The organism is Wolbachia endosymbiont of Wuchereria bancrofti (genome assembly GCF_002204235.2).
Classification (GTDB): Bacteria; Pseudomonadota; Alphaproteobacteria; order Rickettsiales; family Anaplasmataceae; genus Wolbachia.
This window is the reverse complement of record NZ_NJBR02000014.1, coordinates 1-13121: the sequence shown is the minus strand read 5'-3', so window position 1 is coordinate 13121 and position 13121 is coordinate 1. Positions and strand designations below refer to the sequence as shown.

Annotated in this window: 11 protein-coding genes and 1 tRNA gene; 10 read left to right on the top strand and 2 right to left on the bottom strand. The window is 33.7% G+C overall.

Annotated elements, in window-relative coordinates; translation table 11 throughout:
* Positions 1-466 precede the first annotated feature (466 nt).
* Positions 467-539: transfer RNA gene (locus tag CCY16_RS00940), tRNA-Ala, on the top strand.
* A 571-nt stretch (positions 540-1110) separates the two neighbouring features.
* Here the strand turns inward: CCY16_RS00940 and CCY16_RS00935 are convergent.
* The gene (locus CCY16_RS00935; protein ID WP_088979761.1) at positions 1111-1422 is read right to left on the bottom strand and encodes a hypothetical protein; all 312 of its coding nucleotides are present in this window, start codon (positions 1420-1422) and stop codon (positions 1111-1113) included.
* Positions 1423-1736: 314 nt separating this feature from the next.
* Here CCY16_RS00935 and CCY16_RS00925 point away from each other — a divergent pair, with 314 nt between their 5' ends.
* From CCY16_RS00925 to CCY16_RS00915, 3 genes are all read left to right on the top strand, one after another.
* The gene (locus tag CCY16_RS00925) at positions 1737-3389 is read left to right on the top strand and encodes a 30S ribosomal protein S1 (RefSeq protein ID WP_088414242.1); all 1653 of its coding nucleotides are present in this window, start codon (positions 1737-1739) and stop codon (positions 3387-3389) included.
* Between the two features lie 23 nt (positions 3390-3412).
* Positions 3413-3691, top strand: coding sequence for an HU family DNA-binding protein (locus CCY16_RS00920; RefSeq protein ID WP_088414240.1), 279 nt, complete (start codon positions 3413-3415; stop codon positions 3689-3691).
* A 71-nt stretch (positions 3692-3762) separates the two neighbouring features.
* Positions 3763-4080: a cell division protein ZapA gene (locus CCY16_RS00915; RefSeq protein WP_011256259.1), complete on the top strand. Its 318-nt coding sequence runs from the start codon at positions 3763-3765 to the stop codon at positions 4078-4080.
* Here the strand turns inward: CCY16_RS00915 and CCY16_RS00910 are convergent.
* Positions 4058-4333 (bottom strand): FAD assembly factor SdhE, encoded by a 276-nt coding sequence (locus CCY16_RS00910; RefSeq protein WP_088414248.1) that lies wholly within the window; start codon positions 4331-4333, stop codon positions 4058-4060. The two genes, CCY16_RS00915 and CCY16_RS00910, sit on opposite strands and share 23 nt — an antisense overlap.
* A gap of 101 nt (positions 4334-4434) precedes the next feature.
* On the opposite strand from CCY16_RS00910, the gene rseP reads away from it, so the two are divergent.
* The 6 genes from rseP to CCY16_RS00880 all read left to right on the top strand — a co-directional run bounded on the left by rseP (position 4435) and on the right by CCY16_RS00880 (position 12640).
* Complete coding sequence (gene rseP, locus CCY16_RS00905; RefSeq protein ID WP_088414238.1) at positions 4435-5559, top strand: RIP metalloprotease RseP; 1125 nt, start codon at positions 4435-4437, stop codon at positions 5557-5559.
* A 7-nt stretch (positions 5560-5566) separates the two neighbouring features.
* Positions 5567-7903, top strand: a complete 2337-nt coding sequence (gene bamA, locus CCY16_RS00900) for an outer membrane protein assembly factor BamA (protein WP_088414237.1) — start codon at positions 5567-5569, stop codon at positions 7901-7903.
* Entirely contained in the window at positions 7904-8464 is a 561-nt protein-coding gene (locus tag CCY16_RS00895; RefSeq protein WP_088414235.1) for an OmpH family outer membrane protein, read from the top strand.
* 18 nt (positions 8465-8482) lie between these two features.
* Complete coding sequence (gene fabZ, locus CCY16_RS00890) at positions 8483-8923, top strand: 3-hydroxyacyl-ACP dehydratase FabZ (RefSeq protein WP_088414233.1); 441 nt, start codon at positions 8483-8485, stop codon at positions 8921-8923.
* Positions 8924-8968: 45 nt separating this feature from the next.
* Complete coding sequence (locus CCY16_RS00885; RefSeq protein ID WP_088414231.1) at positions 8969-12286, top strand: FAD-dependent oxidoreductase; 3318 nt, start codon at positions 8969-8971, stop codon at positions 12284-12286.
* 147 nt (positions 12287-12433) lie between these two features.
* Positions 12434-12640, top strand: a complete 207-nt coding sequence (locus CCY16_RS00880) for a hypothetical protein (RefSeq protein WP_088414229.1) — start codon at positions 12434-12436, stop codon at positions 12638-12640.
* The last annotated feature ends 481 nt before the right edge of the window (positions 12641-13121 follow it).

Below are 13121 nucleotides of genomic sequence, written 5' to 3'. Positions count from 1 at the left end.
CACTTATTAAGTAATGTAATAAGCGCCAAGTTTTTGAGAGAACAGTAAACAACTCACATTGCATTGTTCTTTTTGTCTTTTTTAAAGATTAGTTAAAAAACCAACTAATCTTCTTTTTTTATAAAGAAATTATTGAAAAACTTCCGCATTACCCTTAATCATGACGTTATGGATATTTACAATTCCAAGGTTGACTACTTATCAAGCATATACGACATTAATGCTAAGTTCCTATAAGAGATATGACTAGGGTTTCTTTTGCTTTTTTTCCTGCTTGGTGAGTTTCTTAAACATTTACGGCTAAAGCAATTTAAAAGTATCCAGCGTTTAAAACTTTTAAAATACTAATTTGCCCTGTTTTCATTTGGTTTAGATTATATAAAAAATTCAATATACTGCGTTTCGTAAGGAGCCTATAGATAAATACTTCTTGTATTTTAGCTCTGGTTAGTTTATTCTCTAAGTGGGGGGTATAGCTCAGCTGGTAGAGCATCTGTTTTGCACGCAGAAGGTCAGCGGTTCGATCCCGCTTGCCTCCACTTCCTTGCTTGTTCAAATCTTTCTTTATAGTAATTCAGCATAACGCAAAACCTGATGCAATAACCTACTTTAACCACCTATATATATAGCCCTTTGCTTCTAATGATTTGTTCAAAATCTTCTATTTTCTTTTCATAATTTGTTAATTTTTAATATTCTTCTTAAAAAGGTAGGTACTTTTTTGCAATTTTGAGAAAAGTAAATAAACGAATTTGTTGTGACGCTAAAGAGGACCTGTTTTCTACATGAATATAGTTGATCTAACTAAGATTTTCATTCAATATTTAATGCAAGAAAAAATGAATTCTAGTGACTTTTATTTGTTTAATTGCAGAAAATTATGTGGTCTACAGCTGACCAAGAAAGAGCCTGTCTTCATAGAACGCTTAAGTTACCCAAGAAGCGTAGAGTAGCATACCTGCAGCACATTACCTTACGTTTTACTTTTTTATATCCAGTCTGCATAACAAGTAGCTATTCAACAAAGCCTGCCAGAAACTAGTTTATGAACTGCTACCATCGTCAGAACGTGAAGAGCCCAGTGACCAGTAACATGACTATGGCCGTACCTTACAACTTGCTATCTAGGTACATTTTTTCTAACTCCCTTTCTATATTTTCTCTACTTTGTCGTAGACTTACTTCTAATCCTATTGTTAATCCTATTAATAACTCCCTTGTACCATCTTCGAATGTTTCTGGCTCACGGCCTCTTCTTTCAATTCCACTCTTAAGTTCAAATTGTCCAAGACCTTCCGTTACTTCTTCCATCATCATTCTACCTGTATTTCTTCTATTTTGTCTTAGCCTTAATTCCCTTGCACTATTTTCAGGTCTTCTTCTACCTCTTCTGCTTTCCATAGTAGCTTTTCTAAAGTCCACTTTACCCCTCAATTAATATATTATATGAACACCATAGCTAGGCATTTTAGTAACTATCAACTGCTTAATATGATATTAACAAGCTGCACAAGAATTTATAAGCAAACCTCTATGAATTATGTACCTCCCAGCCTCTACAGATATTGGTTCTGACATGCCACAAAACCTACTGTAGCAACCTATTTTAACCAGCCATACTCTATATAGTTTAAACAAGCCTTGAGAAGGCCTTAATAAAAAAACTGCTTGTAAATAGTTGTTAATATTATATAATATATGATTTCTAATAAAGCTTAAATTAAAGGTCACATTGCATGAATAATAATGATCCAACTGTAAATCTACCTATCAGCATCAGGAAACTATCATCAAACAAGTTTATAGAGGAGATATGTCAAGACCAATTTGAAGATCAAGATAATGCTTTATTTGAAGATTCTTTCATTAATAAAATCAAGGAAGGAGATGTAGTAGAAGGTATAATTACGAGAGTGAATCCTAACGATATCGTAGTTCATATTGGGCTAAAGTCTGATGGAAGGATTCCAATCAAGGAACTTGGTTGTAATGATAAAATTGTTGTTGGTTCTAAAATCAGAGTTTATGTAGAAAGAATTGAAGATTATCATGGTAATGTAATTCTTAGCCGTGAAAAAGCAATTAGGGATGAAAAATGGAATAAGCTAGAAGAAGATGCAGTTACAAAAGCTGAAGTAAGTGGAGTGATTAAACGTTCAATTAAATGTGGCTTTATTGTCGATCTTGGTGACGGAATAAGTGCCTTTTTACCACTAAGCCACGTAGATTTGAAGCAAGTAAAAGATGCTAGGCACCTTATTGAAACTGAACAAAAGTTTATTGTGCTTAAAATGGATAAGAAACAGGGTAACATTGTAGTATCGAGAAAGCTAGTATTAGAGAAATTGCACGCTGGTGAAAAAACTAAGTTCTTAGAATTTTTAAATGAGGGCGATGTAATAGAAGGGAAAATAAAGAGTATTACTCATTACGGTGTATTTGTCGGTATTCATGAATCAGATGCAGTAGGAGTGATAGATGGACTGCTACATATCACAGACATCTCTTGGAGCAGAGTAAGTCATCCATCCGCAGCCTTTGCTTGTGGTCAGATCATAAAAGTTAAAATTATAAAAATAGATAAGGAAAATGCAAAAGTTTCTCTAGGTATAAAGCAGCTAGAGGATAATCCTTGGCAAGATGTAGAGTCAAAATACCAAGTTGATAGCATACATAAAGGTCATATAACAAGTATAGAAGATTATGGATTGTTTGTTGAACTTAAACCTGGAATTGAAGGTTTAGTGCACTCATCGGAAATAACTTGGGTTAAAAGTAATCTGCCAGTTAACAGTCTTGTAACTAGGGGACAAGAGGTATCTGTCAAAATTCTCAATGTTGACATCACTAAGAACAGGATGAGCTTGAGCATGAAAAGATGTGTAGATAATCCTTGGCAAGTATTTGTCAATAAATATCCTCCTGGTTCTATTGTTTCTGGTAAAGTTAAAAATAATACCATCTCATACATATCTATTACTTTTAACGATGACGAAATAGATGAAAACGTAGAAGGGACAATTTATGCACAAGATCTAAGCTGGTCTAAAAATGGTTCAGATGAGATAAAAAAGTACAATGTGGGTGACACAATAGAAGCAAAAGTAATAAGGGCTAACGTGAATCGAACAAGAATTTATCTTGGCATAAAACAAATAGAGTATGATCCACTTATAGAGCTGATAAAGAAAGTTAAGGTAGGCGATAAAATGCAGGTTACTGTAGGTAAAAGAGAAGATAGCGGACTAGTTGTTGAAGTTGAAAATGATGTAGCCCTCTTAATAGATCAAGAACATCTACCGGAAAGTAAAAAGTTTTCTATATCAGACAAAATAGAAGTTGAAGTATTAGGTGTTGAAGAATATAATGTGATACTATCCGCTAAATAATATATAATTTTAGCTTTGTATAAATGGCAACGAAATCTAATATAATAACGAAAGTGGCAAAAAGGCATCCTCTTTTGGATAGGATAGTTATAGCAGCTATAGTTAACAGATTTTTTGAGATACTTTCAAGTACATTGGAGCGTCATAACAGAGTTGAAATTAGGGGGTTTGGTTCCTTTTCAATTAGGAGTTATAACCTAAAAGAAACGAGTCATTTGATGTTACAGAAGTTTGCAAAAAGTCAATACTTTAAAACATATTTTCGTAGCAGTAAAAAATTATCCGACTTAATAAACGAATAAAAGTTTATACTGCAAACAAGATAAAAGTAGAGGTTTAAGTTAAACTGTATAATAAAAACTTTCAGCATTATATGCAAGTAGTAGAGATAGTTATACGCAATAGTACATATAAAATATCTTGTGAAAGTGGAAAGAAAGATCATTTACTACATCTTGCTAATAGTTTTAACAAACTAGTTAGTTCTATATCTCACAAAACTGGAGGTAAGGGCTCGGATACATTAAATTTCCTGCTTGCAGCATTGATTCTTGAAGATAAAGTTTTAGAGCTAACAAAAAAGTTGGATGAAATAAATCAAAAACGTGAAAACTATAAAAATGAAAAAAGAACAGAATATACTGAAGTATTAGATAGGGTAAATAAGATTATCGAGTGTATAAAGGATTAGCTTTAATAAAATGAGTAATCAAATTGACTATATCACTACTTAAGTTAGAGGGAAGATTTGTCTTGCAAGTTACATAGCAATATAACTCATAGTCATCAAGATCAACTATTTTTTCATACTCAATTAGTTCGTTCAGGGAAAATTTATCAAGATACTTCAGCGCAAAGTATCCTAAAAGGATATCGGTTTCTTTGCAGCCTCTATGCCAGCTTCTATATATCAATTTTCTTCTTAATAAAGAGATATCTATCATTGTCATTGAATTTTTTTTAATTAAAAGATTAAATTAAGCATTTGTCAAGCGAGGCATGTTTTAATATACTTAACACTTGGTTAAGATCTAAAAAAACATAGGTGGAACTAATTTCTAATCTTATTTATCAACTTGGCGGTGGAATATATAATCTTTTGTCATTTTCCTTAATTATCTCTGTCATAGTATTTGTGCACGAATATGGACATTACATTATTGCCAAAGCATACAAAGTTAAAGTTGAGTCTTTTTCTATAGGCTTTGGTCCTGGAATTTTTGGTTTTTACGATAAGTCTGGAACCAGATGGAAATTAAGTGCTATTCCACTTGGCGGCTATGTTAAAATGCTAGGAGACAACAATGCAGCGAGCATCCCAATTGATCAACAAGAATTAACTGAAGAGGAAAAGTCATATTCACTCCATACAAAACCTCGATATCAAAAAGCAGCAATAGTTTTTGCAGGACCATTTGCAAATATGATATTTGCCATTATAGCCCTGACGATATTTTTTAGTGTAGTAGGTTATTATCACACTCCACCAGTAATTGGAAAGGTGATTGAAGGCAGTGCAGCAAAGCAGGCTGGCCTATTACCAGGTGACACTATTACACAGATTAATGAGCATAAAATAAAATACTTCGAAGATATTTCACGTGTAATGATGTCAAATCCTGAAACGAAAATAGAAATTAAATATAGTAGGAATAATGAGGAGTATAGCACTAGTCTTACGCCATTGACAATTGAAGATAAGGATATTTTTGGCAACATAATAGAAAGAAAAACCATAGGAATTACTTCAGTTAATATAAAGGAGTTAAAGCAGTCATCTTTTCTTGGAGCTGTAAGCTTGTCAGTAAGCGAAACTTATCATACTATGTGCTTAACAATCAAAGCTCTCTTTCAAATTATCGTTGGCAAGAGGAGTGTAAATGAAATAGGTGGACCGATAAAAATCGCAAAATATTCAGGGCAATCAGCTAAAAAAGGATTTATTATGGTTTTATACTTTATGGCAATTATTTCAGCTAATTTAGCTGCGATTAACTTGCTGCCAATTCCATTACTCGATGGTGGACATTTATTTCACTACATTATAGAAGCAGTTATACGTAGAGATTTGAGTTTGAAGTATCAAAAATATGCAGCTACTTTTGGTGCTTCCGTTTTGTTCTTGCTAATGGCAATCGCAATCTCAAATGATATAAGGCATCTTTTTTAAGATAAATATGAGAAAACTATCTTATATACTAATAGTAATTTTTATCTCTTTTCCTATTCTACTTGCCGCTTCAGAAAATAATGAAAAAACGCAAATAAAGGATATCAAATGCATTGGCAACGAGCGGGTTGGCGATCAAACAATAAAGTTTTATATCAAATTAGAGCCCGATAGTTATGTAAACGACGACGACATAGATTCGATTATAAAAAGCTTATATAAAACAAAGTTATTTGCTAGCGTTCATGCCTATATCGACAATGAAAAAAAATTGGTAATAAAAGTCCAAGAAAATCCGTTGATTAACAAGGTAATATTAAAAGGTAATAAGCAATTTAAAAGCAAAGAACTACTAAATAACGTTATCCAATCAAAACCTTTAACTATTTTCACTGAGACAAAATTGCAGAGTGATCTAGTGAATTTAGTCGCCCTCTACAGACATAATGGTAAGATTGGTGTTAAAATTGAATATGAGCTGGACAAGCTTGATGGCAATAGGGTTAATTTAATCTTTAAAGTAAAGGAAGGTAAAACCTCTAGAGTTAAGAGTGTAAGATTTATAGGTAATAAAAACTTTTCTGAAAATGAGCTAGAGCGAGCTATAAAAATGCAAAGTAATGACATATTTAATAAGTTGTTTAGAGCCATTTTTAAAGGTGGAAATCATTATTCGCCACAGTATTTGTTAATTAATGAAGAATTGCTCGATCGCTTTTATTCATCTAAGGGGTACATTAATAATAGCATTCAGCCAATTGCTGAAATTGATAATAATAATCAAATAGAGTTAACTTTTTTAATCGATGAAGGACAACAATATTTATTTGGAAGTAACGAAGTTAATGTTGAAGCTGAAATTCAAGATCCAGACCTAAAAGAGAGAGTATTGGAACTGATAACTAAAGAAGACAATAAAGTATTCGATAGGGTTAAAGTGAGCAACGCAGTAGAAAAAATAAACAAGTATTTAAATGAGATAGGATATATATTTGCAAAAGTTAATCCAGAATACACACAGCACGGTAATGTTGTAGATGTGACTTATAGAGTGTTGCCAGGTAAAAAGATTTATATAAACCAAATTACAATCGACGGTAATGATCGTACTTTAGATAAAGTAATTAGAAGCAAGCTTAGTGTAGCAGAAGGTGACGCGTACAATACATCTGAGATTCAAAAGTCACGTAGAAGACTAATTGGTAGTGATTTCTTTGAAACAGTAAAAATAAATAGTTATGCAATTAATGACAATGCAGTAAATCTTGACTTAAACGTTAAAGAAAAAAATACTACCTCGCTGTATTTAGGAGGAGGTGTGTCTTTTCCTGGTGGAGCATTTATAAAAACTGATTTCAAAGACCGTAATTTATTTGGTACTGGAAAAGAGCTCTCCTTCGCCCTTGAGAAAAGTCAATATGTATTTTCTACCAATGTTGAAGTTGTTGAAAACAATTTTAATGATTCTGATACATCACTAGGTGTAGATGTATTTTATGAAAGACAAGATAAACCAAACACTACTTTTGATAGCTATGACTGGGGAGGGATAGCACAATTATTACATAAAATTATAGAAAACTTAACTAATTCTATTCGTTATTCTTATAAGTATAACCATATACACATGGACAATAAGGGTGGAAAAGACGAAGATATCTCTGAGATAATACGGAGTCAACAAGGTGAATACCAAATTTCATCAGTAGGATATACATTAGCATATAATAAACTGGACAATCTTTATGCTCCAAGAGAGGGGTATTTGTTGCGCTTAAGCCAGGATATCTCTGGGCTTGGAGGAAATATGAATTTCCTAAAATCTGAATTCTTATCTTTTTATACGCATCCTATATTAAGTAAAATTGATGATGATATAATACTGCGTTTTAAAATGGCAGCAGGTTATATTTTTTCCTATACTGATAAAGAGCTAAACATTGGCCAACGCTTTTTTAAAGGTGGTAATGAGATCAGGGGGTTTGACCTTTCTGGTATTGGGCCAAGAGCAAAAGATAAAAATAAAAGCTCGTTAGGAGGCAAAACTTATTTTAATCTAACACAACAAGTGGATTTTCCACTACCAAAATTATACGATTACGTTGGTATCAAAGGTTCATTATTTGTTGACTACGCAACACTTTTCGGCTTAGATATTAAAAAGGAGTATGAGGGGAAATATCACGATAGTAAACTCGTGAGAGTTTCACCAGGCTTTGGTTTCTCAATGCCTTCTCCTTTTGGTGGTAGATTTAGGTTAGATTTTGGATTCCCTTTAGCTAAAGAGCCCTATGATATAATACCATCATCAAATATTAAATTTTCTATTGAAGTGGGGATTTAAATGAAATATATACAATTATTTATATCAGTTATTGCCTTAGTTATTTCCTTGTTTGCAGGTTACAAGGTTGTAAAACACCAACCTCAGAGTGTGCTTAACATAAAAGTTGCAATTATTGATAGTGACAAAGTTATCAATGAATCTCTTGCTTTGCACAATATACAACAGCAAATAAAAGAGCAAAACTCTAAGCTACAGCAGGAGTTCGAAAATGAGCTAGACAAACTTAAGCCTTCCAAAGAAGAACTTGAACTTTTGTCAGAAGAAGCAAAAAAAGAAAGGGCTGAGCAATTTAACAAGCTAGCTTTAAGTGCTAGAGATAATTACACTAAAAAAATGTCATACCTGGAAGAAAGTTATAGGGACGCAGTAGATAGTGTTTTTAACAAGATAAAAGAAGTTGCTAAAAAAACGGCAGAAAAAAACAACATAGACTTGGTATTATTTATTTCAAAGAAAAATCAAGTTTTATACTCCATGAATGAAATTGATTTATCAGATGTAGTATTAAAAAATATAAATAAGGAAATACCAGAATTTACTTTGAAAGGAGTTAACTAGGCTTACTCCAAGGGTATCATGCAGTTTAATATCAGTGATATTATAAAAATATTACCACACTCTTATCCATTTCTCTTAGTAGATAGAGTGATAGAATGCGATCCAAGTAAAAGTATAAAAGCAATTAAAAATGTGACTTTCAATGAGCCATTTTTTATTGGCCACTTTCCCAATCATCCAATAATGCCAGGAGTTTTAATAGTTGAATCCTTGGCCCAGGCATCTGCAATATGTATCCTTGGCAAAGGCAGTAAAAGTAAGATGGAAAATAAAGTTGTTTACCTTATGTCCATTGAAAATGCAAAATTTAGGAAGCCAGTTACCCCAGGAGACACATTGATTCTCCAAGCTGACTTTAAAAATGCACGCTTAAGTGTTTGTAAATTTGAGTGTTTCGCATATGTTGGCGAGGAAAAAGTTGCAGAAGCAACAATTTTAGCTATGCTGCAAAACATATAAAATTTTTATCTGTGAAAAACAGTATATGCGCTGTATAATATAGCAATGCTGCTGAATTTTAACGCCTCATTTTCGAATTTATACACTCGCAATGGATTAATAAAATTAGATGAGGCATTTTTAGATTATATCAAATCATGCGATGAAGATTTATTTTGCTCATTGATTAAAGCGAGAGAAGAAACAACCCCCTCTTCAGTATCATTTCAGTACTGGACATCAGAATCTAGAAAAAAAGAACCAGTGTCAAGCAAAAAAACAGCTTCTTCTTCGGTGTCATCCCAGTGCGCAACACTAGAATCCAGGAAATACCCAACTTCAGCTAGTCAAATGACAGATAGCCAGTTGATTATAGATCTTGCGTATTTACTCGATGGGTTTATTGCAAAACTTTTCAATGTCGAAAAAGAAATAGAAGAGTTAAAGAAAAAGCACAACGACTTTGCTGTAATATACAAATGCAAAAGGTTATTTGTTCAGCGCTACGCATTGAAGAAATATACCGATACAGCGAATATAGATATTGATTATGTTACCAGTGAACTAAATTGCTTTCTTACTTTACCAACAACAGAAAAAATTTTTGCCGAGCAGGTGATGCACTGGTTTGAAGACAGAGAAACCCATAAAGATGAAATAGAACTTGCAGCACAATATGCAGCGTGGAGAGTGAAAAATAAACGAAGTATACTCTTTAATATTCACAGAAAAATTGACCACGAAAATCTGATATCATTTTCTAAAAAAGAAGTGGATAAAGTTGAAGTGCTGTATTCAAAAAAAATAAAAAGACGATATGGCTTTGATCTAATAGGTGAAAAGGTAAGTTTAGATAAAGCATTAGATAATGCTCACTATTGCATATTCTGCCATAAACAAAATAAGGATAGCTGTTCAAAAGGGTTATTGGAAACTTCGTTGTCATTCCAGCATATGACACTGAAATCCAAAAAAAAAGAAGAGTGGATCCCGGTATCAAGCACCGGGATGACAGGGAAATGCACTCAAATGCCAGAGGAATGCATAAAAAGTCTATTGAATAAATACAATACTTTTAAAAGATCCTCACTCAAGGTTGAACTGCACGGCTGCCCGCTGGAACAGAAAATATCAGAAATGAATCTGGTGAAAAGTGAAGGGTACAACATAGCAAGCCTTGCAATTGCGATGATAGATAATCCGCTATGTGCAGCTACCGGATATAAAATATGCAATGACTGCATGAATTCATGCATATATCAAAAACAAGAACCTGTGAATGTGCCAATGGTTGAAACAAGAATTTTGGATGATGTGCTCAGTTTGCCGTATGGATTTGAAATATATTCTCTACTTAGCCGCTGGAACCCTTTAAATTTCCAGCAGCCATTGCCAAAAGAAAATACTGGAAAAAACGTCTTAGTTGTTGGGCTCGGTCCTGCAGGTTTTAACTTAGCTCATCATTTATTAAATGATGGACACAATGTTATCGCCATTGATGGATTAAAAATAGAGCCTTTGAACGATGATCTCCAGCCAATTAAAGATTTTAAACATGAAAAATTGAGTGAACGTATAGCTGACGGGTTTGGTGGAGTAGCAGAATACGGCATTACCTCTCGATGGGATAAAAACTACTTAAAGATCATTAGATTATTACTGGAAAGACGTGAGAATTTTGCAATCTACGGAGGTATTCGCTTCTGTAGCACAGTAACCGTTGATGATGCGTTCAATTTGGGTTTTAATCACATAGCCCTAGCACTTGGTTCTGGCAAACCACGAATGATAAAAATAAAGAATATACTAGCTCGTGGAGTGCGTATGGCTTCCGATTTTCTCATGTCATTACAACTCACCGGTGCTCTCAAACTTGATTCCTTAGCAAACCTGCAAGTCCGTATGCCGATAGTTGTCATAGGTGCGGGACTCACCGCAATTGACACTGCAACCGAAGCTTTAGCGTACTATCCGATTCAAGCAGAAAAATTTCTTCTTCGTTACGAAGTATTGGTTGATAAATGTGGAAAAGACTATGTTGAAAAAGACTGGACAGAAGAAGAACGCGAAATTGCGGACGAGTTTATATCACACGCACAGCTGATCTGCAAAGAGAAAGAATTAGCGAAAAAAGAGAATAGAGAAGCAAAAATATTGGAGCTAATGCAGAGCTTAGGGGGAGTGAAAGTTGTATACAGAAAAGAGCTAAAAGATTCGCCAAGTTATCGATTAAATAGCGAAGAGGTGCAAAATGCATTGTCAGAAGGAATCTACTTCATCGAAAACTCAGAGCCAGTTGAAATTATGACGGATAAATATAGTCATATTGAGTCAATAAAACTGATCGACACAAAATCTCATGAAATTAAGTATATAAAAGCACGCTCTATCCTCATAGCAGCAGGCACTGAGCCAAACACGGTTATTGCAACAGAAGATAAAAAGCATTTTAAATTAAGCAATGGATATTTCACTCACCTAAACTCGTTAGGAGAGGAAATAGATCCAATACTCTCTCCTAAAATGCAAAATAAAGATAGAATATTAGTGTATAAACAAGGTGATAGAACAATTAGTTTTTTTGGCGACCTTCACCCTTCGTATAGTGGCAGCGTCGTGAAAGCCATGGCAAGCGCCAAGAACGGTTACCCTATTATTTCCCAGCTTTTGAGTGGAGCTAACACCGCTACTGTCATTCCAATATCTTCTCCTATTACCCCAGTACTTAATACCGGAACCTCAGCGTCACATACGCAACTATATGAATGTCATAATATAAGGGTAACTTTCATCATAAAGGATGTCATCCCAGTGCCCAGACACACAGCCGTACAAACATTATGGCTTGAAAGCAACCTCCACCAGAAAGGGTATCATTTCAATTCTTCTTTCTTGTCACCCCAGTGCGTGACACTGGGGTTTAGCAAAATCGATTATAAACAAGCGCACTATGCAACATTTTCGGCGAAATTAACAAAGAATTGGATTCCAGCGTCACGCACTGGAATAACACTAAGTCACCGGACTAATGAAGAATTCTTTAACAGGATCAAAGAACAATTTACTGCAAAAGTAGTAAAAGTCCAATATTTAACAGATAAAGTCGTGGAAGTAGTAATTAAAGCACCACTTGCTGCAAAAAACTTTCAACCTGGACAATTCTTTAGGTTACAAAATTTCGAAACCAATAGTAGAAAAATCAATAATACAACTTTTGCTATGGAAGGTATAGCTGTAACTGGCACTGAAGTAGACAGAAAAAAAGGACTTATTTCCACTATTGTGCTGGAAACCGGAGGTTCTACTAATTTATGCAGATACTTAAGAGAAGGTGAGCAAATCATTCTTATGGGTCCAACTGGTAGACCTACTGAGGTTTATTAAGTTTATTCTAGACTAATTATACTATAATATATATTATTTATTAATAAATCTACACTAGAACAGCTCTTTTTTATTAAGGTAGTATTATTACATATCATTTAACACCTACATTTCCAAAGGAACAATATTCTATAAATAAGAGCAGTAATGAGTTTTCAGCAAAAGATAAAGAAGGCAATAGATTTATCATTACCACAGATAGTGATTAAAAAAGAAAATTCTCTTTTTGTAAAGACGGCAGCAGTGAATGCAAGTTTACACAACACTATGCAGTTAAAAGATTCAAAAATATGTAACAAGCTTTCTGATATTGACAGTGCTGACTACGCAAATATCATGAGAAGATTATGGTGAAAAATATCTCCACAATGAATATTAAGTAGACTAAATAAGTGTAATATTAATTACACACTAGTGGATGATTATAAAAATAAAACACAGGAAGACACTGATATACCGTACAGTTCCTTACAGGGTCTACAATTTAATCTTCATTATACAACTATCTGTGTACTTAAGAGCTTACTGGTTCCAGCACCTGTTACTCAAATGTACTACTCTCCTATCATTACAGTATTTGATACTGGAATCTATAACTAATGAGGGCTAAGTTCACATAATTGTACGAACATTGTAATTTTGCTCCACCAAGAGGGTATCAAGCCGGCATAACACCATTTATTGTGCGGATTACCTTAACAAAAGCAAATTTGGGTTCATAGTTACAACTAACCTTTAACTAAAAATGTTTAAGAAATTTATAACCGTTTACGGAGATAAGGGATTTATAAAGTAGTTGTAAAAGTGTAAGGACATAAGAAGCTAAATATGGAGT